This is a genomic window from Aerococcus viridans (genome assembly GCF_001543285.1).
Classification (GTDB): domain Bacteria; phylum Bacillota; class Bacilli; order Lactobacillales; family Aerococcaceae; genus Aerococcus; species Aerococcus viridans.
Genome location: NZ_CP014164.1, coordinates 1,208,537 through 1,234,629, shown reverse-complemented (window position 1 = coordinate 1,234,629; position 26,093 = coordinate 1,208,537). Strand labels below are relative to the sequence as shown.

The following is a 26,093-nucleotide window of genomic DNA, read 5'->3' as shown; positions in this document are numbered from 1 at the left end:
CTTTCTCCTTTTTCATCGATTTTTAATGCATATTTTCCTAAAAATGCTCATCCATCTTTAAAAAATCTTTACAAGTGTCTTGACTTTAAATGTCAAACCCTTATAATAATGAAAGCATAAAATCCTGTGAAGCATTGAGGGCGGAACCCGAGGTGTGACCACATAATGTCAATTGTGTTCTTAGGTCAATTTGCGAATGACCTTATTTTTTTGAAGAAAAATAAGGTAAAACAAATTTGAGGGAGATGTGAGTTATGGCAATTAAAGCGAAACCACTTTTATTAGATGTAGAGGGAAAACCGTCGTTCGCGAAAGGTTTATTATTGAGTTTTCAACATGTATTTGCAATGTTTGGAGCAACAGTATTGGTGCCTATTCTTTTAGGGATGCCTGTATCTGTTGCTCTTTTTGCGAGTGGGATTGGGACTTTAATTTATCAAGTTGCAACTAAAGCGAAAGTACCCGTTTACTTAGGGTCATCATTTGCTTATATTACAGCGATGCAAATTGCAATTCAACAAATGGGCGGAGATATTTCAGCAGCCCAAACTGGTGTCATCATTTCTGGTATAGTCTACGTTCTTGTAGCGATTGCGATTCATTTTGCAGGTACTAACTGGATTGATAAATTATTACCGCCAATCGTTATTGGACCTATGATCATGGTAATTGGTTTAGGTTTATCATCAAGTGCGGTAGCCAATGCAGGTTTCGTAGCAGAGGGGGATGTACGTAACATCGTCGTAGCGGTTGCGACATTCCTAATCACAGCCCTTGTTCAAACAAGAGCGAAAGGCTTTTTCAAAATTATTCCGTTCTTAGTAGGGATTGTTGGTGGTTATATTGTAGCGGTCCTACTTGGGATTGTAGATTTTACCCCAGTTTTTGAAGCGCAATGGTTTGAGTTGCCTGCTTTATACCTACCATTTGAGACATCTGTGTTTAAATCATATAATTTATACTTTGGTCCTGAAACATGGGCGATTGTACCTATTGTCTTGGTAACTATTTCAGAACATATTGGTGACCATACAGTATTAGGTAAAGTTGTTGACCGTAACTTCCTAAAAGATCCAGGTCTAAGCAAAACCTTAATCGGTGACGGGGTAGCCACTGCAGTGTCAGCCTTCATCGGTGGACCAGCGAATACGACATATGGTGAAAACACTGGGGTGATTGGTTTAACGCGTGTGGCTTCAGTATCAGTTATCCGAAACGCCGCTATTATCGCTATTATCTTAGCCTTCCTAGGTAAATTTACTGCCTTGATTTCAACAATTCCAAACGCTGTAATTGGTGGGATGTCTATCTTGCTTTACGGAATTATCGCAAGTAACGGTTTGAAAGTCATAATTGAAGAGCAAATCGACTTCAACCAAGTACGTAACTTAATTATTGCATCAGCAATGTTGGTTATTGGATTAGGTGGCGCTGTCTTAGACCTTGGTTACTTAACCTTCTCAGGAACTTCTTTATCAGCCATCGTTGGTATTGTATTAAACTTAATCTTGCCTGCAGAAGTGACTTTCCATGCAGATAGAGATGTTAAATAATTATATAAAAATTGTTAGCAAAACGGCGGTTGAGATAGCTTAGTCTCAACCGCCGTTTTAGCATTTATTTTTTTGAAAATGTGTTAATTAGTCTCTGGAATAGTCTTTATCTTCGCCTTGTAATTCTGGGTTGGTTTCAACTTCGTGGTACATGTTATGGATAGACAGAACAACGAACAAGAATAAGAAGGCTGTTTGTAACCAGAAAATGGTCAAGTCAAACATGCCGTGCAGGATAACGATACTGCAGAAACTACAAATCAAGGCTAAACGTCGTCGTAAAATCGGATATTGCCGCATTTGATGAATCTTCTTGCCTAATGAAATCAGCGAAGGTAACAATATACCTGTCCCAACTACACCGTAGGAAAGAAGGGTGTCTAGAACAATATTATGGGCATGTTGTGTGTATTTGTCCCCATAGTCTTGCCAGACATTGAGATAAGTCAAAGGCCCTTGTCCAAACCAAAAGTTGTCTCTTAAGCCTTTCAAGCCGATTTCCCAGATGACAAACCGGTCTTCAAAAGCAAATCCTAAGTCCTCAAATCTCGGAAGAAAACCTAATTTGATGGCGATCAGTGTGCCAGTCGTGGCGGTTAGAAATGTCCCAACTGCTATTTTTTTATAACCTAATACGAAATAGAATACAAAGAGTGTCCCAATCACCACGAGTAGTGAGGTACGGGTCCCGGTATAGGTGATCGCGAATAGGTTGCATAAGGATATAAATAGGAAAACGAATTTCTTCCGGTACTTGGTCGTCCGCATCATTTTGTAGAGGCCGATGAAGAAGAAGAATTCTAGCATCATGGCATAGTAATTGGGGTTGGCAAATGTTGCTTCCGCCCGCCCGTTGTGGATGCGGTTAATTTCTGGGGATATGAAACTGTAATCCCATTCTGGTACCCAATTTAAATATTCAAAGGTTGCGAATATAAAGATGATAAATGAGCCAATTAAGGCAATGTTCAATAATTCTTCAACGTAATAGGGTCGAATGACTTGCTGATAATAGTTAAAATAGATGGCGATTGGTATAAAGGCAATCGAAATCCCTAATCCTGCCCAGTTTTGAAAGATAAATGAAATCACTGCTGAATACGCAATAAATATCCATATTGAGGTTGCAACTTCTCGCTTAATGTAGCGCGGACCAAGTAGGCCTAACATGAATAAGAATATAAATATGACAGCGAAAGTGACTAAGGTCATATAAAATGGAAATAGGTTACTGATAAATAATATCGAGATCAGTAATGATTGAACTGGCCAGGTTAGTTGAGCTTCTGGTTTACTCACCAAAAGTACACCTCCCTAATGTAATCATAATTATCATTATAGCAACAATTCACGGGAAAAACACGGATAGGTCGCAATATTATCAGATTTTTAAGACCTTTAATTTGTGGTGCGGGCAAGGAGTGAATTCCTATTCTATAAGCACTATAATTAAAAGATAGGTCGAATAATGATATAATAAGTTATATTGATTGGAGGGACGGATATGGAAAAACTCATTTGGACCGGACTTGATGAAAAGGCCTTTAAACCTTACAAGTCTTGCATAAACAAAGGTAGTCCAGGTATCTGTGGCACCTATTGTGCTGCGGTATTAACACACTTTACAGTGCTTAGGGACACCAACCATTGGATGGCTAAACAGGACCTAATTAATGCCTTTAAAAAAGTTGTCGACGACTACCACCTACATAATGGGACTTTTTATTGGAATGTGGAAACAGGCTTAAATTCGGTATTCAATTTCGAAAATTACCGTGCGAAATCAGGCTTGTTACCGGATATTGAAGTACCTAAGTTAATTGACCAATACCAAGCACCAGTCATCGTTGGTACCTTAAAATATTTAGGTTCCCCCTATAAAAACCATTGGCTAATTGCCTATGCATACGCTTATGACGAGCAAAATGATTTATATTTTAAAGCTTACGACAATCACGGTAAACACAATGCGGTCATTCCAGCTAAACAAACGAATGCCTATGTGTATTTAGAGCCAATCCAAGCAACGACAATAGAGCCGTCTACTGACGAAATAACCAATGAAGTGGACGATTTTACAAAAGATATTGCGATTGAAACCAATCAAGCGAGACAAATCTTTTTAAAACGACAAGCTAAAGAAGCTGAAGAACGGAAGAAAAAACAAATTTTTGGAAAAGAGTGGAATGAATGGAAAGATATGATTATATAAGTATCGGTGGCGGGAGTGCCGGTATCGCATCAGCAAACCGTGCCGCTGAATATGGGGCTAAAGCGTTAATTATTGAGAAAAGAGACGTTGGCGGTACTTGCGTAAATAGAGGTTGTGTACCCAAGAAAATTTCTTGGCATGGCACGATGCTCAGAGACCAGATTAACGAGTACGGTTCTGCATACGGCCTAAACTTCACTGAAGAAGGTCCAGTTGACTACCCTGTATTAAAAGCCAATAGAGATGCTTATATTGACCGTATCCACGGTGGCTATGCGTCAGGATTTAAATCTCGTGGCACCCATTATTTAGCGGGTGAAGCCAAGTTCATCGACAACCATACTGTAGAAGTTGACGGCGTCCAATACATAGCCCCACATATCGCCATTGTGCCAGGTGGTCGTCCGCGTTTAATCGACCTACCAGGAATCGATTTGGTGGATACTTCTGACGACTTCTTTGAATGGGAAACTTTACCAGAAAGCGTCTTAATCATTGGTGCAGGTTATGTGGCAACCGAATTTGCGGGCGTATTAAATGGCCTAGGTGTCAAAACAAGCCAAGCTGTTCGACATGACCGTCCTTTAAGAGGATACGATCAAGCAATTATCGAAGTCTTAGTTGATGAAATGAAGAAAACGGGCATTGAATTGCTGACTGAAAGCGATCCTGAATCCATTGAACAATTAGCTGATGGTTCACTTCGTGTAAACTTTAAAAATGGCCAACATGCTGACGCTGAAAAAGTGATTTATGCCATCGGACGTACACCAAACACAGATAATATCGGTTTGGAAAATACAGATGTTGAATTAACAAAATCAGGCCACATCAAAGTGGATGACTACCATAATACCAATGTGGAAGGCTTATATGCCTTTGGTGACGTTATTGGTAAAGTTGAATTAACACCGGTAGCCATTATGGCGGGTAGAACCTTATCGGATACCATTTTTAATGGTGCTGACCCGTATTTGTTAGACTATGACACAGTACCAACTGTCATCTTTACCCATCCAGCAATCGGATCTATTGGCTATTCAGAAGAGGCAGCTAAAGAAAAATTTGGTGCGGACAAGGTGAAAGTGTATACTTCAAACTTCACGCCAATGTATTCAGCAGTTTCAGAAAACCGACAACCAGCACGGTTTAAATTGATTACCCAAGGCGACGATGAAGTGGTTGTTGGTGTTCATGGGATTGGTTATGCCGTAGAAGAAATGATGCAAGGTTTTGCGGTTGGTGTTCGTTTAGGATTAACCAAGAAACAATTCGACCAAACAATTGCCATCCATCCAACAGGTGCTGAAGAGTTTGTAACGATGCGCTAAAGATAATTAAAAACGTCTATAGTGGACTTGTGAAACCCTACCGTTAAACTGAACAAATAAAAAAAGAGAGTTACGCTACCCACAAAAGATGATCCCGATAAGCTGTCGGGGTCATCTTTTTTAATTTTTTCTGATAGCGACGATTGTTGTAAAATTCAATATAATCTTCAACTGCATACCAAAGATCTTGTAGTGTTTCTGTTCTTTCAGATAATACAACGTCCTTCATATGACCAAAGAATGATTCCATAGGTGCATTGTCCCAACAGTTACCGCGCCTCGACATAGACTGTATTAGCCCCATATTCTCAACTTTTTCCTGGAAAATAGGGTAGGTATAATGAACCCCTTGATCTGAGTGGATATACCTTTCCATTACTGGCATATCCTTAATCACATTATTTAATTTATCTAGCGTTTCATAAACTAAATTCATTTTTAAGCTAGTTGAGAAGTGATGTGCAACAATCTCGCCGGTAGCACCATCCTTAACCGCTGAAAGATAGGCCCATTGTCCACTTCCATAAGGAAGATAAGTGATATCTGTGAGAAATACTTTGTACGGGATACCTTGATCAAACTGACGATTGACAAGGTTTTTCTTGGTAGCATTTTCTTGGGTTGCCTTCATCATTTTACGGTATGGTTTCGCTGCTCGTATTGATGATATTATTCTTACGCATAATTCTTCTGATTTTTTTATGATTCATTACTACATCGTATTCAGTTTCTAACGCCATTTTTATTTCACCAATCCCACACTTCTTCTTATCCAGAAAAATTCTATATAACAATTGGAAATCTTCCCAATCATTTTGTTCACGCTCAGCACGTTTATCGCTACTATTTAGCCAGTAATAATAGCCACTTCTACTTACCCCTGCAAGGTCGCATAAATGATTCACCATTCCAGCAAGTTGATTTTCACGAATAATTTGGTTAATTAATTTAAAGCGTTCCTGTTTATTTAAGTCGTTTTTTCTGTCGATTTTCACGCTCCTCTCGTGCTGTTCTAATTTTTTTACTAGTTCAAGATTCCCCTCTAGATAGGCTATACGGGCATTTGCTTTGTCTAGTGCCTCTTGTAACGATAATTGTTCTCTTGGTCCATAGGGACCATTATTTTTTGAACCACGAGTCTCTTGTAACAATACATCTTCTCCGTGATCTTTATATAATCTTTTCCAACGAGACAGTGATTGATTCGCTTTTCCTTCTCCAATTAAATGCGAAGGAAGTCCAGCAAGCTCAAATATCTGAGTGGACGTCATACCTTGTTTGCTTTGTTTAATGGCCTTTATTTTGAATTCTGATGAATAGGTAATACTTTTCTCTGTCACACTTTTCACATTAGGATTGTTTCTTAAAACTTGAATCTCAGCTTGGCTATATATCTTTTTACTCAAAATGTCCACTCCCTTCTGTATAACTCAAATAAAGTATACCGAAAAATTGCATAAAAATAACCCGAAAACTTACAACACTCTTTTTTTGAGTGTTCAGTTTTCGGGTAGAGATTCATTGTAGTCCATATAGACGTTATTTTATTATTTTTAAAAATAGGCGCACTTTCAGTCTAGTCATATACACATTCAATATAAATCTGGAACCCTGTATCTGTAACATCAAAAGTAACATAATCGATAACTGCAGCTAAAATTTCTGTATTAAAAGTATCATTACGGATACCAAGAAGGTCCTCATAATAATATTCAATTTCTGGTTGTCTCTTAGCATTTAACTCATTTAGTTGATCAACAAAGGAGTGCGGAAGATTAGATTTTTTTCCATCAAATTTAATTACAGACGTAGATTGCTTATCGGTCGCGATGGATAGCTCCATTTGGTATTTATTAATTTCATAATGATCAAATAAGTTCATAAATTCTGATATAATACGATTAACCTTTGCGTATTCTCTCATGTTTGTTAATTCTCTCCTTTATGACATCAAGTATAGGGACAAGGAACGCTGCAACAAAACCTCCAGAAAAGCCATTATTGTATAGGTTCAATCCGGCATGGGCAGTACCAGTGTTTTGCACAACTGCTGCATGCAAAGCACCGGCAACAAGACCTGCCTTCCATCCATAATGCCCAGCGATTGGTGCTAGGGTAGTACCAAATAATGCAGCTAATAGTGAACTTGTTGTGTTAGGGTTGTCAATATGCATAGCAATTTGCATCAAATAAATACCCACTATAATAGGAATGATATTAAATGGGTTTTTACCAAATGCTGCAAAACCTATTACAGTCAAGACTCCGCCAACAACTGCACCTTCTAGTTGGCCACCAACAATATGCACATATGTGATAGCAATTAAACCTAGAATACCCATATTCATTAAGGTAATGGGTGTACCAAATTCAATCACAATATCTGAGATTAGTTGTCCGGAAGATTTTCGCAAGTTCATATAACCCTTAAATGAATAATCATTCAAAATAAAACCCGATAAGAATAACACAAGTGAAAAAACGAGAAAAAACCATGTTACGAGCGGACTAAATAATTGTTGGGGTTCAATATCGTAAGATACCGGCAATTCGAAAACCCGCATTATAGATGCAATCAGTAATCCTATAACACCAGCAGTGAAACCAGTATTATATAGATTAAATCCCTGATGAAATCGTATAAAGCTAGATGAGACTGGGTGGATTACGAAACCAATCATTACCCCGGACAAGATACCAACCGGCATACCTATATAGATGGGTAACCCCTGCCCAAATGTGATTAAAGACACTACAGGACTTAGAGCTGAAGAAAAAAGAGCACCCAATACTAGGTTTGCAATCGGCGTATTCGAATATTTGCTATAAAGAAAGGTACCAATTAGAAATGGTATCGAATTATATAAGTTTTTCCCGAAGAAGGAAAAGCCCATAACTGTCAATATTGCAGCTAAAAGTGGACCAGTAATTTTAGGGGCGTTACGATGTATAAAAAAAGTATTGGCTAAAGTTAAAGTTCCTACGTTAAAAAAAGTTGCACCTATTCCACCAACTTCAAAATAATCCGTAATCAAATTACTAGGAGACAAGAGAATTGTCCAATAACCAGATATTAAAGTGCTAGGTGATTGCATAATTAATCCAAATAATATAAAAATGCTAGCTACTGTATAGAAGAATAAGGGTTTTATTTCAGTTTTACCAAAGAACAGAACTAAAAATCGTTGTAGTTGATTGTTGATTGTATTGCGCATCTAAAACCACCTTTAATAGTATAGTATAGTTTATTTTTATTCAATCTTAGCAAGAATTTGGTAGGTAAACAAGCAAAAATTGCAAAGATATATAATGAGATAAACTCAGGAAAAACAGATCATATGACACAATGTAAAAGGGCTATGACGGAAGTGTCACAGCCCTTTGTAGCTTAAAAAAGCAAATAGATAAAATTGTTATTTGTTTAATTCTGACCCCGCATCAAATTTTTCATCCCAACCAGTAGCACGGATAATAAATTTACCGATTTCTACGTAAAGTACTACAGAAGCAGCAGCTAATAGAATTACAGTCCACATTTCCATAGCCATTGGGTCACCTAACAAGTGAACAGTACCGAAGGCGTCGTTTAGACCAGGTACGAATACAGTAATTAACATCAATACTGTTGAAGCTAATACTGCGATGTTTAACCACTTGTTGTCGAATGGATTTGAAGCGAATAGTGACTTGAATACTGACTTAGAGTTGTAAGCGTGGAACAATTGGATGAATGCTAATGTTAAGAAGGCCATAGCTTCTGCATCTTCCAACGGAACACCCATTTGGTAACGACCGTACCAGAATACAAATAATGTTACAGCACCTTCATAGATACCTTGATAAATAATTGATGGTAATACACCATTTGATAATAAGTTACCAGAACGTCCACGAGGTTTGTGTTCCATTACATCAGATTCCGCTGCTTCAAGACCTAAAGCAATTGCAGGGAAGGTATCAGTTACTAAGTTGATCCATAAGATATGAATAGGTTCTAAGATTGTCCAACCAAGCATTGTTGCAACGAATAAAGTCATAACCTCACCCAAGTTAGCAGATAGTAAGAATTGAACTGCTTTTTGGATATTTGAGAATACTTTACGTCCCTCTTCGATTGCAGTGATGATTGTCGCGAAGTTATCATCTGCAAGTACCATGTCAGAAGCACCTTTAGAAACTTCTGTACCAGTGATACCCATACCAATACCGATATCAGCTTGTTTCAAAGAAGGCGCGTCATTAACACCGTCACCAGTCATCGCAACAACTTTATCGTGTGATTGCCAAGCAGATACGATACGAACTTTATGTTCTGGAGATACACGCGCGTAGACTGAGTATTGTTCAACATTTGCTGCTAATTCTTCATCAGTCATTTCGTTTAAGTGTGCACCAGTTGTAACTGCTTCTTCTTGACCTTCTTCAATGATACCTAAACGAGCTGCGATAGCTGCGGCGGTATCTTTGTGGTCACCAGTGATCATAACAGTACGGATACCCGCTTGTTTTGCAGTAGCGATAGAGTCTTTAGCTTCTGGACGCTCAGGGTCAATTTCCCCAACCATACCAGCGAAGATTAGATCATGCTCTAAAGTTTCTGTGTTGAATTCACCAGGTAATTCATCAATGTAACGGTAAGACATACCTAATACACGTAATGCTTGGATAGCCATAGCGTGGTTAGCGTCTAATAATTCCTTACGAGCAGCTTCATCCAATGGTAAGATTTCGCCGTTGTTCACGTAGTGTGTACATTTTTCAATAATAACATCAGGCGCCCCTTTAGTCATTGAAACGTATTTACCGTGTGATTGCTCTTCACCTAAAGTTTCGTGAACAGTAGTAGACATTTTACGATCTGAATCGAATGGTACTTCACCAACACGAGGTTGAACTTTGATTGTTTCACGTACATCGTAACCTTTGTCGAAACCGAATTGAATCATTGCAGTTTCAGTAGGGTCACCAGCTAATGAACCATCTTTAGCGATTGTAGAGTCATTGGCCATATTCATAACTCGGAAAACAGGTTCGTTATGGTCAATGTCTTCAGATGCATCGTGTAATTCACCATTGTAGTAAACTTTTTCGATAGTCATCTTGTTTTGAGTTAGGGTACCAGTTTTATCTGAACAGATAACTTCAGTACCCCCAAGTGTTTCAACAGCAGGTAACTTACGTACCAAGGCACGACGGTCGGCCATCTTTTGAGTACCTAATGCAAGGATAATAGTTGAGATAGCAGGTAGACCTTCTGGAAGTGCAGCAACAGCAATTGAGATTGCAGTTAATAGCATTGTGATCCAGTCAAATCCACGCAATAAACCTAGGAAGAAAATAACAACGGCAATAATAACAATTGCATAAGTTAGGAAACGAGTTAACCCGTTCATATTTTCTTGTAATGGTGTTGTTTTACCTTCAGCGTTTTCTAACATCTCAGCGATGTTACCGACTTCAGTATCCATAGCTGTTGCAGTTACAACACCTTCACCACGTCCGTAAGTTACGTTAGTAGAAGAGAACCCCATATTTAAACGGTCACCGATACCAGCGTCACCTTCAACAGGGGCCGTATCTTTAGTAACCGGTACAGATTCACCAGTTAAAGCAGCTTCTTCAATTTGTAATGAACTTGCTTTAAATAGACGTAAGTCGGCAGGTACAACGTCACCAGCTTCAAGAATTACAATGTCACCAACAACGATTTCTTTAGAATCGATTGCTTTAACTTCGCCATCACGACGAACGTTTGCTTTAGGTGAAGACATTTTCTTAAGAGAGTCAATAGCATCCTCAGCTTTATTTTCTTGAACAACACCCATGATTGCATTAATTAATACAACCGCAAGAATAATAATTGCATCTACCAAACCGTGAGAACCTTCTAAAATTAATGAAAGTGCTGCAGCGATTAATAAGACCTGAATAATTCATAGCTCTAAATTTAAGCTATTTTTTTGAACAAAGTGCCTATATTTAAATTAGGCAGATACATTCTTCCAAAATAATGTGTTTTCGAACAGGATATATACGGAAGAAGGCTGTAATAAAAATTATTTGTCTATTTAAGGGCAGACTGACCCCTTGGAAAAATAGGTTAAAAATTTTTACGATAACTAGCCTAAATCCATTGCCTAGATCGCCGTAGGCGTTCAAAAACCTTATAAAATTCAGTTTGATACACATGATAACTCGACAGTTTGAGATAGACTTGTCTACCTGTTTTAACGAGTTTTCCGGCAACTTTAAGCAATGTCAATCGTATAGAATGAATCGTCATCCCCCGATTGACTTGTTCAAATCCAATGGTCTTTAAAAAATTGACGAGGTTGTAAGCCAGGACACTGATCATCATTCTGACATGATTTTCCAGGAAACGCGGACTATCTGTTTTGTCAAAATAAAAGCCTGATTTCGCTTCTTTGATGAAATTTTCCATTGTTCCACGCTTGCCGTAAAGAGAGAATATGACTTCAGGCGAGACATTATCGGATAGATTCGTCACAATGAATGCGTGGTGAAAAAGAAGCTCTCCTGCTTCACGGATTGATCGAATACAAACGCGACGGGGTTTTGACCAGGATTGTGCTTGATAAGGGAGTGAAAAATACTGTATTTCTCGGTCTTCCCATTTTTTATTATCCCCATAAAGAACAGAGTGTTCAGCTAACTGACTTAACCTCCGATTGCTCTTTAATCGGATAACGTACTGGCTTTCAGTTGCTTCACAAGATTCATACACCTCTGGTGTGGCGAAGCCGCTGTCACCCCGAACCAATATCTCGGTATGAGGTAACGTGCTCTTGTAGTGGTGTAACAGCGGGTCGATAAAGGCTTTTACCCCTTTAGACGTGTACTGATTGCCTGAACGCAGTTCAGCTTTTAGGAAATCTCCGGTCAATCCGTCAAATGCAACTAATGGGTGATAGCCGTAGGTTTGATAATGGGCATTATAATCTGTTTGTTCTTGGCGTCCAAAGGTATCCGAATGTGTGGAATCGACATCAATGATTAACTCGGTGTCATTGCGAATCAAACGCGCTTTATCAATCAGCGACTGATTTAATGCTTGGAGTTGATCCATGTTCTCCTCGGTGAAACGATCTAAAAACCGAGAGATTGACGATTGTGAGGCCAACTCTTTTTTACCGAGTACAGCTTGAAAGACTGGATCCTGTCTTAATAGATTAGCTGATGAGTCTGCCGAGTACCCAGCAATTAACTGCATAATGAGTTGTTCTAATATCGCTAAGTTATCATGTGTGAAGTAAACACGTTTGTCTTTAATATGGAGCCACTGTTTAGCTACGTGTGAAAAGTCGAAGGTATTCATCACCTCTTTAACTAAGACCAAACCCGAATCACTCGATAAGCGACCACCTGTATGTGAAATAGTCAAATTTGAATTGAATTTTACCTGGTTTTTGTGTAAGCTAGTCATGAGAAGAACTCCTTTCTTTTGGTTGGTTTCGACACCTTTACCATATCAGAATGGGGTTCTTTTTGCATCACTTAACAGGTGAAAATGAAAAAGTAAATGAAGACTGCCGTTAGGCAGTTTCAGACGGTTTGAAGTCAAAGTATGAATTATTCAGGATAAGATAATAATCATTAAATCTTTAAATTGATCCAAGAACTTTTGTAAGGTTGACTTGCGTTCACCTTCTTTAATTTCGTTCGGTCCGTTCTTCTCTAAGCGACTGGCAGCTTCAGCATCAGATAAACCTTCAGTAGAAGAATTTAATGATGTGAAGACTTGATCAGCATCTTGAGTGAAAAAAGACTGATTGTTCTTTTCTTCTGACATTAATCATCTCTCCATCCTTTAAATTATTATCCCTAAAGCAGGATCCAGAGGTTGTCTTTCAAAAAAAAGACCTATGACTACTCCTCCAAGTAGAGAAGTAGCCATAAGTCTCATCTTTTAAGACGGCACCAGCAGATATCTGCCGTATATGTTGGCGCCGCCACGATACAATAATCGCTGATTACTCCCTCATGGAACTGTTTAAGTTAAGATAATTATATTTTATTTAAGATAGAATTGCAATAATTAACTGAAATTAAAATGCGCAAAGACTGTCTAAATTTGTTGAATGGCAAAAGCACCATTTTTGGGGTATAATAATTGTTCGTGAAAAAAGAAAGGTGTTGAATATGGAGTCATCTTACATTCAAATTATTAATCAAAGCTTACCATTTAATAAAAAGCAAATTGAAAATGTATTGGGATTGCTAGAAGAGGGCAATACAGTACCTTTTATCGCTCGTTATCGTAAGGAAGTAACGCAGTCATTAGACGAGGTTCAGATTAGAGAAATTGAACATGCTTACCAATATACGAAACAATTAGAGGAAAGAAAGGCATCGGTTCTTGCAAATATTGAAGAACAAGGAAAATTAACAGATGACCTAGCTAAAAAAATTAAACAAGCGACAGTTTTACAAACGGTTGAAGACCTTTATGCGCCGTACAAACAAAAACGTCGTACAAAGGCAACTATTGCCAAAGAGAATGGTTTAGAAGACCTTGCCAAATGGTTATTTTCATCTCCAGCTACAGGTAATGTTCAAGCGGAAGCTGAAAAATTCTTAAATGACGAAATTCAAGACACTAAAATGGCCTTGGATGGGGCACACGAAATTATGGCTGAATGGATTGCAGAAGATGCAGATATTCGTCTATGGTTACGTAAATATACTTTAAAAGAAGGTAAATTAACCAGTATAAAACGTAAAAATGCGGAAGATGAAAAAGCTATCTTCGAAATATATTACGATTTTAGCCAAAATATCCAAAACCTGAAACCTTATCAGGTATTAGCGATTAATCGGGCTGAAAAGTTGAAGATTTTAAATGTTTCTATTGAAGCTGATGAGTTTCCAATCATTGAACACTTGGTACACCGTTTTATCAAAGGCCACCCAGTGTCAACGCGCGAAATCCAAGCGGCTATTCAAGATTCCTTAGATCGTTTCTTAAAACCTTCTATTGAAAGAGAATTGCGTTCTAAATTAACCGAAACTGCTGAGCAACACGCTATTGCTACTTTTTCAACGAATTTGGGTAACTTGTTAATGCAACCTCCATTGAAGGGACGCGTTGTTTTAGGTTTAGACCCAGCCTTTAGAACAGGTTGTAAGTTAGCTGTAGTTGATGCCACAGGTAAAGTTTTGGCTAAAGATGTGATTTATCCGCATGCACCAGTCAATAAAAAAGCTGAAGCCAGCAAAAAATTCAATGAATTAATCAAAACTTACCAGGTAGAAATGGTCGCGATTGGTAACGGAACAGCAAGTCGTGAGTCTGAACAATTTGTTGCTGAACAAATCCAAGATAATGACTTAGACTTGGTTTATAGCATTGTTAATGAAGCTGGTGCTTCAGTTTATTCAGCTAGTGAAATTGCCCGCGAAGAATTCCCTGAGTATAATGTTGAAGAACGTTCAGCCGTTTCTATCGCGCGTCGTTTGCAAGACCCATTGGCTGAATTGGTAAAAATTGAACCTAAAGCCATCGGAGTAGGTCAGTACCAACATGATGTGTCTCAAAAAGAACTTGCTGAAAGCTTGGATTTCACTGTTGAAACTGTGGTTAACCGGGTTGGCGTCAACTTAAATACAGCTTCCGCTTCATTATTGAGCCATGTTGCCGGCTTATCGATGGCAGTTGCTAAAAATGTCGTTGAGTACCGAAATGAGAATGGTGTCTTTACTGACCGCAAGCAATTAGGTAAGGTAAAGCGTTTAGGACCTAAAACTTATGAACAAGCGGTTGGTTTCATCCGTATTACAGGGGGCGACAACATTTTAGATAATACAGGCATTCACCCTGAAAATTATAAGGAAGTTAAGGCGATTCTGAAAGACTTAGGTGTTTCTTTAGAAGAACTTCAAAGTGAAGAAGCCAGAAAAACAATTGCCAATTTTGATTTAGATGCCTTATCTGAAGCATACGGTATTGGTAAAGAGACCTTAGTAGATATCCAAAAATCACTACTGACACCAGGACGTGATCCACGTGAAGACGTTGCTGCGCCAATTTTAAGATCTGATGTTCTTTCGTTGAAAGATTTGAAAGTAGGGATGAAATTACAAGGTACAGTGCGTAATGTTGTCGATTTTGGTGCCTTTGTCGATGTTGGTGTTAAACAAGATGGTTTAGTTCATATTTCGAGAATGTCTACAAAATTCGTAAGTAATCCAAGTGATTTCGTTTCTGTAGGTGATATTGTTGAAGTTTGGGTATCTGAAGTAGACGAGAAAAAAGGTCGAATCGGCTTAAGCATGCTTGATATTAAATAAATTAGAAAATAATTAAAATTAAATTAAAAAAATACTTGATTATTCTACTTTATTTGTTATATTTAAATTAACTTAAAGAGAGGAAGGTAGAAACGATAATGACTGTACATTCAAATATGCAAGCGGAATTTGTTTCTGCTTTCCCACATCTAAATTTATTATTATCATTAGCTAACTGAGGATTCTACCATATATTGTAGAGTCCTATTTCTCGTGAGATACGGGCTCTTAGCTAAAACGCCGGCCCGTTTGAACGGGTCGGCGTTTTTTATTTGGTTATGTTGTTGGATGTGGCTTTTGGGTTAGTTTTGGGTTGGAGACAATATTTACAAATAGATGGGAGAAATCTTTTATGAAAAATATGAAATTTACTAAAATGCTAACAACGATCTTTGCGGCTTCTATTATAGTAGCTGGTTGCTCGCAAGCAACTACTGCCACTTCTAATCATTCAAATTCGTCATCCTCCTCAGAGGTGTCAACTAGCAAGTTAGATACGGTAAATATTGGTGGCCTTTGGGAACTAACTGGTGCTACTGCGGCATATGGTGTGGTCCAAGATAATGCTGTCCAATTGGCCGTTGAACAACGGAATGAAGAGGGCGGGATTGATGGAAAAGAAGTGAGTTATCAATCATACGACAATCAAGGTACACCAGAAGAAGCTGCTACAGGTATGACTTATTTAATTGAGCAAGGCAATTCAGTCGTCCTTGGACCCGCTACAGCGGCCTTAACTTTTGCTACCCAACCAGTGGCTGAAAATGCGCAAGTGCCATTTGTATCCGCAACGACTACAGTAGATGATGCAACCATTAACTCAGAAACGGGTGAAGTATGGGAATACTTTTACCGGACAAGTTTTGAAATTTCTTTCCAAGGTGCTGCTATCGCTGAGCTTGCCAACCAAAATAGCTATGAAACCGCTGCTGTATTGAAAGACAACTCGACTGATTATGGTCAAAACTTAACAGATATCTTTGTTGAAAAATTTGACGGTGACGTAATCATTGATGAATCATATATTTCTGGTGATACAGACTTCAGCTCAGTCCTAACAAATGTTAAATCTCAAAGTCCTGATGTAATCTTTATTGCAGGTTACTACCAAGAAGCTGGTCCAATCATTAAACAAGCCAGAGAAATGGGTATCGATATTGCGATTGTTGGTCCTAATGGCTTGGGTAACCAAAATATTGTCGAACTAGCAGGTGCTGAAAATATGACCAATGTCTATTATGTAGCCCATTTCGTGTATACAGAAGATGCTGACCAAGATGTCCAAGACTTCTATAATGCTTATGTTGAAAAATTCGGTACTCAACCAGATATGTTCTCTGCAGTAGCATATGACGCTGCAAATATGGTGATGGACGCGATTGATGAAGCCGATTCTACAGACCCAAGAGCCATCAAAGACGCTATTGGCGCAACGGAAGGATTTGAGGGTATCGCTTATGATATTACCTTTGATGAAAAACATAACGTATCTGCACCGGCTTATATTCAAGAAGTTGTTAACGGCGAACCAACCGAAAATGTTACAGTAATTGAGCCAGAATAGGGTCAAAAATCTGTACTTTACTCAAGTAAATGATAAAATATATGTAAGCACTTAAAAACTATTGATAAATAGGGAGGGTTCTTCATGAAAATTAAACAATATATGAGTAAAGATGTGATTACTATTTCACCGGAGACTTCTGTAACAGAAGCTGTGGCCAAAATGGAAAGTCACCAGATTCATAATCTGCCAGTTACAAAGAATGGTCAATTTGTTGGGTTAATTACACAAGACATTATTGATGCAAAATCTGCTTCAGATGCGACAAGTCTAAGTGTTTACGAATTGAACTACATTCTTTCTCAAGCTGATGTTGAAAAATTCATGGACAAGAAAGCAGCAACTGCCACTACTGAGTGGATGGTAGAAGAAGCGGCGGAATATATGCGTACGAATAACCTACGCGTGTTACCAATTGTTGATGAAAATAAAACAGTTCAAGGAATCATAACGTATAAAGATATCTTCAAAGCCTTAATTGACTTATCTGGTTATACACCAGGTGATAAAGGTAGCCGTATCGTCGTAAAAGTTGTCGAAGACAGAGTAGGGGTTCTTTCAGAAATTACCAAAGTCCTTGCTGACGCGAGTGTAAGTGTATCGCATATCTTTGTGAATGATGAAGATGGTATTGAAATTACAATTCAAGTTCATGCTGGCCAAGGTGATAATGCTAAAGCAGCTATTGAAACTGCTGGTTATGAAGTTGTCACACTATAATATTATATAGCGGAAAAGTGGTTTAGATTTCAACATCTGGACCGCTTTTTGTATAAATTAAGTCGGCATTTTTTCGACAATATTCCTCTTATTCAGTAGAGTTTTTCATCCAAAAAAAACAGCCAAAGTCCTTTTAAATTAGGGTGTCTGGCTGTTTTTTTATTCATAAAAAGTACATATGCGGCTAACAAGATTTGAACTTGCACGAGAATACTCTCACTGCCCCCTCAAGGCAGCGCGTCTGCCATTCCGCCATAGCCGCGAACCTAGACTTCTAATGAAGTCTAGTGAAAATTAATAGATTAAACCTACTAAGAAAATGATTGCTAAGAAGAATAGTAGTAAAACACCCAAAATACTATAGAAGGCTTTTGATTTGCTAACATTACCTGATTGCAAGAAATGTATCGTCATGGTAATGATCAATAAAGCAATTTGCATTAAAGTCAATAATAGCACAAAAATCATAAAAATCAATGGCGCTAGTAATGAGCTTAAGAAACAAACGATAGCGACAATTACTGAGATACTATTCATACCAAAGAAATGGGTCAGCCATACATTGTTACTCATTTTTTCGGATTCATTATTCCGATTGAACAGGTGAATCATTGCTGGTAATAACCACAGGCTAATAATGAGAAAGACGAATGTTTTCAAACCAAAGCGCCAAGCAACAAATTCGAAATTCAAGTTTGGTAAGACAGATAAATCAGCAAACCATTCGTAATGAGAAACGAGGTAATTTGCAAGGGAAGTAATAGATACAGTATTTAAGATTGCAAGTAGCAATAAGCTTGTGATACCGTGGTTTGGATTCTTATTTAATTCGTTAGTGGTAGGTGATTGTATTGGTTTTTTGATATAAGACAAAAGATAAGCTATGTAAGAAGTGAGACGGTTGCCATCTTGTTTGTTTTGAAGGCGACTAGGGCCACCATTATCAGTAGCTTTTGTCTTTTTATTGTTTTTGCCAAAAGAAAATAATGGTTTCTTAGCTTTCTTCTCGTCTTTATTATCATCTTTGCTATCATAAGAGTCGGTATTGCCACCCGCATAAGCTGCGTTTTGAATTGGAGAGGTTTGGTGCTCTTTATAAGCCTCAAAGTGGTCGTCTTTATCATATATTGTATCCGCATATGAAGCTGCGGGAATTTCAATCGTATCATGAAAGTTGTCATCCGAGTCACGATGGGTAAAAATATAGTCACAATTTGGACAAATTTTTGTATCTGTTGGAATTGTCGACTGACAGTTTGGACATATCATAGTTATCGTTGCTCCTCATCTTTTCATCACAATTTCCCTAACATTTACGGGTTTAAAAGTGTGATTTACTCCAATCCATGATAGCATAGTTTTATAGAGGACAGTACAATTACCAATAATTTTAATGTTTTTTAAGGAATAAAAATATGACCTATCAACAAAAAACTTTACCAACAAAAGTTGATCCCAAAGAACATATAGAAGCATTAGATGTGTCGAAAACAAAAAAAGAAGATGGGTTAAAGCTATTAAAGATTTTCACCGAAGAAACAGGGGAAGAACCGGTTATGTGGGGGCCATCGATCATAGGCTATGGTATTTACGAATATACGACCACTTCTGGCATCGAAGGCGTTTGGCCAATGACTGGATTTTCGATCCAAAAAGCACGATTTTCTCTGTACCTAAAATTTGATAAGAAAATTTCGCAACAATTTTTAGATAGAATTGGTAAGTATAAGGCCGGTGTTTCTTGTGTTTATGTCAATAAATTAGCTGATATTGATGAAGAGGTACTGAGAGAGTTTATTCGCGAAGGATATCAATATATGCAAAGTCACTTCAAGACAATCGATAGATTATAAAAGTATTTGCATTTTTTTATCTTAAATAGGATATTTCGTTTAACCTTTTAAACTATCTTTGATAGAATACAACTATATAATAAAAAAAGAAATTGAAATGGAGATGGGATCAATGAAAATGGCACATACTTGTTATCGTGTAAAAGACTTAGAAGCTTCAAAAGCATTCTATAAAGAAGCATTTGGTTTTGAAATTGCAGAAGAAAAAGATTTTCCAGAACACGAATTTACATTGACTTATTTATCTTTACCAGGTGATGATTATGAGTTAGAGTTGACTTATAACTACGGTTCAGAGGCTTATGACTTAGGAAATGGCTATGGCCATATTGCGATTGCTGTAGAAGATTTAGAAGCGCTTCATGCATCGCAAAGCGAAAAAGGTTTGGATGTTACTGACCTTAAACAATTACCAGGGGATACCAAACCAAGATACTTCTTTGTGACTGATCCAGATGGCTACAAAATTGAAGTGATTCGGTTATAATAACTAAATTCAAGGTCTTTAACGATTAAAGCTTTATCCGACAAAAAAGGATTGTTTTCTAAGTGAATTCATGTTAGAATTTCAATATGCGATGAGGCGACACGCACAGCATATTGTAAGACTGTGCATGTAGTTAAAGAAAGTACACGATGAAAATCACCACGGGAAGTGGGTACTTGGTCAAAAGCTGATGTGAACGGCTTAGACCCTAGTCTTGGAAAGCGAGGACATTTTTGTCCTCGCTTTTTTATTTATCTAGAAATGAAAGCTTTTTCATACCACTAAGATTAAATTTTAAGTTATAATAAAGAATACAGCAATCATATCAGGGGGATTTAATTAATGCCGAGTAAGAAGTTAGTCATAGTAAGTTTAGATGCTTTTGGAACGGAGGATCTAGCATATGCCTTAACGTTGCCAAACTTCAAAAAATACCGTCAAGAAGCAGCTTTAGTAGAGGCAGTTGAATCAGTTTACCCATCACTAACCTATATGTGTCATACCTCAATTGTGACTGGTCAATACCCCAAAGATCACGGCATTATAAACAACACACTCTTACAGCCAAACCGAATTTCTCCTGATTGGCACTGGTATACCAAATATATTAAAACACCAAACTTATTCGATATCGCGAGTGAAAATGGTTTGAGTGTTTCAACAATCCTTTGGCCTGCTACCGGTAAAAGTAAATCAATTGATTATAATATTGCAGAAATTTTCGCAAACCGGAAATGGCACTCTCAAGTTGCGGTATCCCTATTAGTATCATCAGCTAAATACCTCATTGAAAAGAATCATAAATTTGGTCATTTACGGTCAGGGATTAAACAACCAGAATTAGACGACTTTGTTATGGCAGTAGCAGTAGATACTATTGAAAATGAAAAACCAGATGTGATGGCAATCCACCTTGTTGACCTTGATTCTACTCGACATGGTTTTGGCGTGAAATCACCTGAAGCTAAGGCGGCCATTGAGCGAATAGACGCACATTTAGGCCAATTATTTCATGCAATTGAAACAACCCCTGCCTATAAAGAAGCCCATATCGTCTTATTAGGTGATCACTATCAAATTGATACCCAAGTCGTTATACGACCGAATCATCTATTTAAAAAAGCTAGATTAATTCAAACAAAAGCACAAAATGAAATTCAAGATTATAAAGTCTATGCAAAAGCGACGGACGGGTCTTGCTATATCTATGTGAAAGATCATGATGCATTCACAATGGTACAACTTAAAGAAATACTAGCACCTTTAAAACCTTACATCGAAACCATTTATAATCGGGAGGAGGCGGCTGCTCTAGGTGCAGACCCTGAATGTTTTGCCTTAATCGAAGCAAGTGAAGGTTATTACTTTGAAAGTGACATTGAACGACCAATCATTGAATATACCAATAAACAAATTCCAGGCGTCAAGCTATTAAAAGCGAGTCACGGCTATAGTCCCAAAAAAGGAAAGTATACGACAATGTTTATGGCAAAAGGCCCTAAGATTAGAGCTGGTGAAACTTTAGCCAGTGGGCGTTTGGTAGATGAAGGCCCAACAATGCTAGCAATGTTAGATTTAGCATTTAAAACGCCAGTAGAAGGAAAAGTTTTAGGTCAGATTTTTAGATAGCAAATAATAATATTTGTTATTAAGTAAGGAGGAAGTTATTTTGTATAAAGGAAAAGAAGCAAGCTCATCAATCCAGGATAGAAGCTTGGTCGATGAAATGTATTATTTTAATATTGGCAATCATTTTGAAGCGTTTAAATTTCTGGGAGCTAAGAAACAAGTTAATAATGACCAAGATGGCTACCAGTTTACTGTATGGGCACCGAACGCCAAGTGTGTTTACTTGGAAGGAGATTTTTCCGATTGGGCAGAACTGCGAATGGATAAGGTTGCTGAGACCGGTGCATGGACTATTTTTATGCAAGATGCAAAAGAATGGGACCTTTATAAATTTGTCATTGAAGATCATGATGGCGTTAAACGAGAAAAGCAAGATCCCTTTGCCTTTGCTGGTGAAGTGCCACCAAAGAACGCCTCTGTGATACAAGACATCCCAACTTACGAGTGGCACGATCAAGAATGGATCAAAGAAAGACAGCAATCCAATATGTTTGCTAGTCCGATAAATATTTATGAAGTGCATATGTCATCTTGGAATAGACACGAAGATGGTTCGGCCTATACTTTTGCTGACCTACAAGCAGAATTGATTCCTTACGTTAAAAAAATGGGCTATACCCATATTGAATTTATGCCTTTAATGGAGCACCCATTAGAAGCCTCTTGGGGTTATCAAATTTCGGGTTATTTCTCTATTGCTGGTCGTTTTGGTCATGATTTTGGGCCATTAATGTCCTTCGTAGATGCCTGTCACCAGGCAGGGATTGGGGTCATCGTTGACTGGGTACCAGGTCACTTTGTGGTAAATGATGATGCTTTAGCTAACTATGATGGCACAGCAACTTTTGAATACCAAGATCCTAATCGTGCTGAAAACGTACGTTGGGGGACTAAAAACTTCGATTTAGGGCGTAAGCAGGTCCAGTCATTCTTAATTTCCAATGCTGTATTTTGGCTCGAAACTTTCCATTTTGATGGTATCCGAGTTGATGCAGTTTCAAATATGTTGTATTTGGATTATGACATTGGACCATGGGTGCCGAATAAATACGGACATAACGTTAATCTGGAAGGGCTTGAATTTTTACGGAAACTCAATACAGAAATTCTTTTCAGAGACCCATCTTACTTAATGATTGCTGAAGAATCTACCGCTTGGAGCGGGGTAACGAAACCGACTAGCCAAGGTGGTCTAGGATTTAACTTTAAATGGAATATGGGATGGATGAATGACACCTTGAAATTCTTCGGGATTGATGCCTTAGGTAGAAGCTCTAACTACAAGTTAATTAATTTCACTTTCATGTACATGCATGATGAGAATTTTGTTTTACCTTTCTCTCACGATGAAGTTGTACACGGTAAGCAGTCTTTATTAGGCAAGATGCCGAATCATAACCGCTATGAGATGTTTGCGAACTTGCGTGTCCTTGAAGGTTATCGACTGCTATATCCTGGTAAAAAATTATCCTTCATGGGTAATGAAATTGGTCAATTCTTGGAATGGCGTTTCTATGAAGGGTTAGAATGGTCATCTCTAGATCGTGAGTATAACACTGAATTCCAATCTTACGTTGCTGAATTGAACCGGCTTTATAAAGAGACGCCTGCACTTCACGAGCAAGATAACCAAAAAGCTGGTATTACAATTATCGAAGCTGATGATGATCAAGAAACCACCTTATCGTTTATACGCCATGGTAAAGCAGCGGATGCCTTGTTGGTATGTGCCTTCAATTTTACACCTGTTGAACGTAGTCACTATCGAATCGGTGTACCATATGCAGGTACTTATCAAGTGGTCTTAAATAGCGAGATGAAGACATTTGGTGGTAATTGGGTGAGTCAAACCACAAACTTTGAAACAGTGGCGGTCCCACATAAAGGCCAACCATATTCACTAGAAATCAATCTACCATCTCTAGCAGCAATAGCATTTGAACCAGTAAATATCAAACCAACGTCTGAAACAACAAGAAATAAAAACCATTAAAGGGGTTGATCTGTTACTACAGTTTTCGTTGAAATGTCATGCTCCCACCATATTTGGGTGGATGCCATATGAAAAAAGGGGGAAGGGAGTTTATCTCCGCTACTATGTTAAATAATGAAATGATTGCTATGATTCTTGCCGGTGGTAAAGGTACTCGTTTAGGAAAGTTAACAAAAAGTATTGCTAAGCCAGCTGTTCCTTTTGGTGGTAAATATCGAATTATTGATTTTACCTTGAGTAACTGTATGAACTCTGGGATTACAACTGTTGGTGTCATGACACAATATGAACCGATGATTTTGAATGACCATATTGGGAATGGTGATTCTTGGGACTTAGATACACGCGATGGTGGTGCCTTCGCATTACAACCCTATTCTTCAAGTGATGGAGAAAAATGGTTTAATGGTACTGCGAATGCCATTTATCAAAATGTGTCTTTTATTGATAGTAAAAATCCTGAATATGTATTAATTCTTTCAGGAGACCATATTTATAAAATGGACTATGCACCGATGTTAGCAGCGCATAAGGCAAATGGCGCCGATTGTACTGTTGCCGTTAAACCAGTACCCATGAATGAGGCCTCTCGCTTTGGTATCATGAACACTGATGTCGAAGGAAAAATCGTTGAGTTTGAAGAAAAACCAGAAAACCCAAAGAGTAATTTAGCTTCAATGGGGATTTATATTTTTACATGGGACAAATTACGTGAGTACTTGATGCAAGACCCTGAAGGCATGGAAGACTTTGGACAAAATGTTATTCCTGCTTATTTAAATAATGATGAGAAACTGTTTGCTTATTCATTCGATGGTTACTGGAAAGACGTAGGTACAATCGACTCATTATGGGAAGCAAATATGGAAGTGCTTGATCAAGAACATCCATTACAAATCCGCGACAAGGGTTGGCCAATTTTTTCAAGAAATACCATGACTACACCACAATTCTTATCGAAAGAATCTGTAGTTGAAAATGCCATGATTTGTGATGGTTGTATTATCCGGGGCAGTATTAAAGACTCAATCCTTTCTCCAAATGTATTAGTTGGGAAAGGTTCGACAATTGCCAACTCAATCATTATGAAGGGATCAAGTATAGGTGAAAATGTCAAAATTGAATACGCGATTTTAGGTGAGGAAGCTGTTGTTTCTGATGGGTCAGAAGTCATCGGAACCCCTGATAATATAGCCGTTATTGGATATGAAGAAGTAGTTGGAGGTAATTAATATGGTTAAAAATAGAGTTACAGCTATCTTAAATTTGAATGAATCGACAACTGATTTAATGCCTTTAACAGACAATAGACCAATTGCAAACTTACCATTCGCCTGTCGTTACCGTATCTTAGACTTCTATTTATCAAGTTTATCGCACGCTGGTGTGCGTTCTGTCGCTTTATTTATGGCTGAAACTGGTCGTTCTGTATATGACCATATCCGTTCAGGTAAAACCTGGAACTTTGATAATTACACAGGAGGGGTTTTTACCTTCTCACAAATGAACCATAAACGCGCTTTATATGAAGCGGCGAGTCGCAAAGGTCCATTCTATGATGACCATCACTTATTTATTGAAAGTTCAAATGCAGAGTATGTATTTGTTTCAGGTGCCAAAATAGTAGCCAATGTCCATCTAGATGAAGTCATTGAAAAATTTGATGGTTGCGATGCTGATATCGTTCGTGTTTACGCTGAAGTACCGCGTGAATTGATTGAATACCATCCAAACGAATACATTATTCATTTAGATGACGACCAAAATGTCGAGCGCCTTTCTAAAGAAGGCATTACACCAATTTCTCAAGCGACTATCAATTATGATATGAACATGACACTGGTTCGAACAGACAAGTTGCTTGAAATGATTGACCGCGCCGAAGATAATAACTATTACAAAGAGTTAGATGACGTTATCATTGAATACATGGACGACTATAAAACAGTTGGTTATCTTTATGAAGGATACGTCGGTAACGTAGATTCTGTAAAATCTTACTATGATGTCAGCATGCAAATGCTAAACGGTGAATACTTTACCCAACTATTCCAAGGTGATCAACCGATCATTACAAAAGCACATAATGGTTCGCCAACTTATTATGGTAGCCATGCAGATGTCATTAATGCACAAATCGGTACAGGTTGCCAAATTTATGGTGAAGTGGAACATTCTCATATCTTCCGTAACGTGGAAGTGGCGCCAAATGCTAAGGTAGAAGATTCTATCATTTTCCAAAATGCGAAGATTGGTAAGGGTGCAAGCGTAAAATATGCTATTTTAGACAAAAAAGTTGAGGTAGCACCAGGTGCAGTGATCACTGGAACACCGGAGGAACCTGTTGTGATTCCAAAAGGGACCTATGTCGCTGCATCAGATGAGACATTCCAACATCCAGCCTATAAGTCTAAAAAGGTCAAAGGATTTTAAATAGTAGATA

At 38.0% G+C, this 26,093-nt stretch carries 21 protein-coding genes and 1 tRNA gene; 12 read left to right on the top strand and 10 right to left on the bottom strand.

Annotation, left to right across the window (positions count from 1 at the left end; all coding sequences use genetic code 11):
- Window positions 1–254 precede the first annotated feature (254 nt).
- Complete coding sequence (locus tag AWM76_RS05905; protein WP_003142333.1) at window positions 255–1,553, top strand: uracil-xanthine permease family protein; 1,299 nt, start codon at window positions 255–257, stop codon at window positions 1,551–1,553.
- Window positions 1,554–1,640: 87 nt separating this feature from the next.
- Here the strand turns inward: AWM76_RS05905 and AWM76_RS05900 are convergent, their stop codons facing one another.
- On the bottom strand, window positions 1,641–2,852 hold the full coding sequence (locus AWM76_RS05900; RefSeq protein WP_235585477.1) for an O-antigen ligase family protein: 1,212 nt from the start codon (window positions 2,850–2,852) through the stop codon (window positions 1,641–1,643).
- A gap of 205 nt (window positions 2,853–3,057) precedes the next feature.
- Here AWM76_RS05900 and AWM76_RS05895 point away from each other — a divergent pair, with 205 nt between their 5' ends.
- Complete coding sequence (locus tag AWM76_RS05895) at window positions 3,058–3,765, top strand: hypothetical protein (RefSeq protein ID WP_003142331.1); 708 nt, start codon at window positions 3,058–3,060, stop codon at window positions 3,763–3,765.
- Window positions 3,744–5,096 carry a glutathione-disulfide reductase gene (gene gorA, locus AWM76_RS05890; RefSeq protein ID WP_003142330.1) on the top strand — a complete coding sequence of 451 codons (1,353 nt, stop codon included), beginning with the start codon at window positions 3,744–3,746 and terminating at the stop codon, window positions 5,094–5,096. Before AWM76_RS05895 ends, gorA begins: the two co-directional genes overlap by 22 nt.
- 70 nt (window positions 5,097–5,166) lie before the next feature.
- On the opposite strand, the gene AWM76_RS10900 is transcribed toward gorA, so the two are convergent.
- The 7 genes from AWM76_RS10900 to AWM76_RS05860 form a co-directional block, all read right to left on the bottom strand.
- A complete protein-coding gene (locus AWM76_RS10900; protein WP_218566038.1) occupies window positions 5,167–5,727 on the bottom strand; it encodes an IS3 family transposase in 561 nt (186 codons plus the stop codon).
- 4 nt (window positions 5,728–5,731) lie between these two features.
- Window positions 5,732–6,502 (bottom strand): IS3 family transposase, encoded by a 771-nt coding sequence (locus AWM76_RS10895; protein ID WP_201024706.1) that lies wholly within the window; start codon window positions 6,500–6,502, stop codon window positions 5,732–5,734.
- Window positions 6,503–6,672: 170 nt separating this feature from the next.
- Complete coding sequence (locus AWM76_RS05880; protein WP_003142809.1) at window positions 6,673–7,020, bottom strand: hypothetical protein; 348 nt, start codon at window positions 7,018–7,020, stop codon at window positions 6,673–6,675.
- Window positions 6,998–8,311, bottom strand: a complete 1,314-nt coding sequence (locus AWM76_RS05875; RefSeq protein WP_003142811.1) for a DUF1576 domain-containing protein — start codon at window positions 8,309–8,311, stop codon at window positions 6,998–7,000. The genes AWM76_RS05880 and AWM76_RS05875 overlap by 23 nt, the downstream gene beginning before the upstream one ends.
- A gap of 198 nt (window positions 8,312–8,509) precedes the next feature.
- Window positions 8,510–10,969, bottom strand: coding sequence for a cation-translocating P-type ATPase (locus AWM76_RS05870; protein WP_420869277.1), 2,460 nt, complete (start codon window positions 10,967–10,969; stop codon window positions 8,510–8,512).
- Window positions 10,970–11,220: 251 nt separating this feature from the next.
- Window positions 11,221–12,540 (bottom strand): IS1380 family transposase, encoded by a 1,320-nt coding sequence (locus AWM76_RS05865; protein WP_003140845.1) that lies wholly within the window; start codon window positions 12,538–12,540, stop codon window positions 11,221–11,223.
- A 150-nt stretch (window positions 12,541–12,690) separates the two neighbouring features.
- Complete coding sequence (locus AWM76_RS05860; RefSeq protein WP_060779358.1) at window positions 12,691–12,906, bottom strand: cation-transporting P-type ATPase; 216 nt, start codon at window positions 12,904–12,906, stop codon at window positions 12,691–12,693.
- A 350-nt stretch (window positions 12,907–13,256) separates the two neighbouring features.
- Between AWM76_RS05860 and AWM76_RS05855 the strand changes: the two genes are divergently transcribed.
- The 3 genes from AWM76_RS05855 to AWM76_RS05845 all read left to right on the top strand — a co-directional run bounded on the left by AWM76_RS05855 (window position 13,257) and on the right by AWM76_RS05845 (window position 17,688).
- A complete protein-coding gene (locus tag AWM76_RS05855) occupies window positions 13,257–15,404 on the top strand; it encodes a Tex family protein (protein WP_003141262.1) in 2,148 nt (715 codons plus the stop codon).
- A gap of 352 nt (window positions 15,405–15,756) precedes the next feature.
- Window positions 15,757–16,968: an ABC transporter substrate-binding protein gene (locus AWM76_RS05850; RefSeq protein WP_003141263.1), complete on the top strand. Its 1,212-nt coding sequence runs from the start codon at window positions 15,757–15,759 to the stop codon at window positions 16,966–16,968.
- A gap of 84 nt (window positions 16,969–17,052) precedes the next feature.
- Window positions 17,053–17,688, top strand: coding sequence for a CBS domain-containing protein (locus AWM76_RS05845; RefSeq protein WP_003141265.1), 636 nt, complete (start codon window positions 17,053–17,055; stop codon window positions 17,686–17,688).
- 179 nt (window positions 17,689–17,867) lie between these two features.
- Here the strand turns inward: AWM76_RS05845 and AWM76_RS05840 are convergent.
- Window positions 17,868–17,950 (bottom strand) — tRNA-Leu (locus tag AWM76_RS05840).
- A gap of 32 nt (window positions 17,951–17,982) precedes the next feature.
- Complete coding sequence (locus AWM76_RS05835) at window positions 17,983–18,957, bottom strand: zinc ribbon domain-containing protein (protein WP_003141266.1); 975 nt, start codon at window positions 18,955–18,957, stop codon at window positions 17,983–17,985.
- A gap of 146 nt (window positions 18,958–19,103) precedes the next feature.
- On the opposite strand from AWM76_RS05835, the gene AWM76_RS05830 reads away from it, so the two are divergent.
- The 6 genes from AWM76_RS05830 (at window position 19,104) to glgD (ending at window position 26,083) form a co-directional block, all read left to right on the top strand.
- Window positions 19,104–19,541: a DUF1801 domain-containing protein gene (locus tag AWM76_RS05830; protein ID WP_003141267.1), complete on the top strand. Its 438-nt coding sequence runs from the start codon at window positions 19,104–19,106 to the stop codon at window positions 19,539–19,541.
- A 112-nt stretch (window positions 19,542–19,653) separates the two neighbouring features.
- Window positions 19,654–20,028, top strand: coding sequence for a lactoylglutathione lyase (gene gloA / locus AWM76_RS05825; RefSeq protein WP_039934738.1), 375 nt, complete (start codon window positions 19,654–19,656; stop codon window positions 20,026–20,028).
- 342 nt (window positions 20,029–20,370) lie between these two features.
- The gene (locus AWM76_RS05820) at window positions 20,371–21,657 is read left to right on the top strand and encodes an alkaline phosphatase family protein (protein WP_003141271.1); all 1,287 of its coding nucleotides are present in this window, start codon (window positions 20,371–20,373) and stop codon (window positions 21,655–21,657) included.
- 97 nt (window positions 21,658–21,754) lie between these two features.
- The gene (glgB, locus tag AWM76_RS05815) at window positions 21,755–23,650 is read left to right on the top strand and encodes a 1,4-alpha-glucan branching protein GlgB (RefSeq protein ID WP_050774099.1); all 1,896 of its coding nucleotides are present in this window, start codon (window positions 21,755–21,757) and stop codon (window positions 23,648–23,650) included.
- 104 nt (window positions 23,651–23,754) lie between these two features.
- Window positions 23,755–24,882 carry a glucose-1-phosphate adenylyltransferase gene (locus tag AWM76_RS05810; RefSeq protein WP_039934740.1) on the top strand — a complete coding sequence of 376 codons (1,128 nt, stop codon included), beginning with the start codon at window positions 23,755–23,757 and terminating at the stop codon, window positions 24,880–24,882.
- A gap of 1 nt (window position 24,883) precedes the next feature.
- A complete protein-coding gene (gene glgD, locus AWM76_RS05805; RefSeq protein ID WP_003141275.1) occupies window positions 24,884–26,083 on the top strand; it encodes a glucose-1-phosphate adenylyltransferase subunit GlgD in 1,200 nt (399 codons plus the stop codon).
- Window positions 26,084–26,093: the final 10 nt, after the last annotated feature.

Coding starts and splice junctions, on each gene's coding strand:
- AWM76_RS05905 (WP_003142333.1), top strand. CDS start 255: ATGGCAATTAAAGCGAAACCACTTTTATTAGATGTAGAGGGAAAACCG.
- AWM76_RS05895 (WP_003142331.1), top strand. CDS start 3,058: ATGGAAAAACTCATTTGGACCGGACTTGATGAAAAGGCCTTTAAACCT.
- gorA (WP_003142330.1), top strand. CDS start 3,744: ATGGAAAGATATGATTATATAAGTATCGGTGGCGGGAGTGCCGGTATC.
- AWM76_RS10900 (WP_218566038.1), bottom strand. CDS start 5,727: ATGAAGGCAACCCAAGAAAATGCTACCAAGAAAAACCTTGTCAATCGT.
- AWM76_RS05880 (WP_003142809.1), bottom strand. CDS start 7,020: ATGAGAGAATACGCAAAGGTTAATCGTATTATATCAGAATTTATGAAC.
- AWM76_RS05875 (WP_003142811.1), bottom strand. CDS start 8,311: ATGCGCAATACAATCAACAATCAACTACAACGATTTTTAGTTCTGTTC.
- AWM76_RS05865 (WP_003140845.1), bottom strand. CDS start 12,540: ATGACTAGCTTACACAAAAACCAGGTAAAATTCAATTCAAATTTGACT.
- AWM76_RS05860 (WP_060779358.1), bottom strand. CDS start 12,906: ATGTCAGAAGAAAAGAACAATCAGTCTTTTTTCACTCAAGATGCTGAT.
- AWM76_RS05855 (WP_003141262.1), top strand. CDS start 13,257: ATGGAGTCATCTTACATTCAAATTATTAATCAAAGCTTACCATTTAAT.
- AWM76_RS05850 (WP_003141263.1), top strand. CDS start 15,757: ATGAAAAATATGAAATTTACTAAAATGCTAACAACGATCTTTGCGGCT.
- AWM76_RS05845 (WP_003141265.1), top strand. CDS start 17,053: ATGAAAATTAAACAATATATGAGTAAAGATGTGATTACTATTTCACCG.
- AWM76_RS05835 (WP_003141266.1), bottom strand. CDS start 18,957: ATGATATGTCCAAACTGTCAGTCGACAATTCCAACAGATACAAAAATT.
- AWM76_RS05830 (WP_003141267.1), top strand. CDS start 19,104: ATGACCTATCAACAAAAAACTTTACCAACAAAAGTTGATCCCAAAGAA.
- gloA (WP_039934738.1), top strand. CDS start 19,654: ATGAAAATGGCACATACTTGTTATCGTGTAAAAGACTTAGAAGCTTCA.
- AWM76_RS05820 (WP_003141271.1), top strand. CDS start 20,371: ATGCCGAGTAAGAAGTTAGTCATAGTAAGTTTAGATGCTTTTGGAACG.
- glgB (WP_050774099.1), top strand. CDS start 21,755: ATGTATTATTTTAATATTGGCAATCATTTTGAAGCGTTTAAATTTCTG.
- AWM76_RS05810 (WP_039934740.1), top strand. CDS start 23,755: ATGTTAAATAATGAAATGATTGCTATGATTCTTGCCGGTGGTAAAGGT.
- glgD (WP_003141275.1), top strand. CDS start 24,884: ATGGTTAAAAATAGAGTTACAGCTATCTTAAATTTGAATGAATCGACA.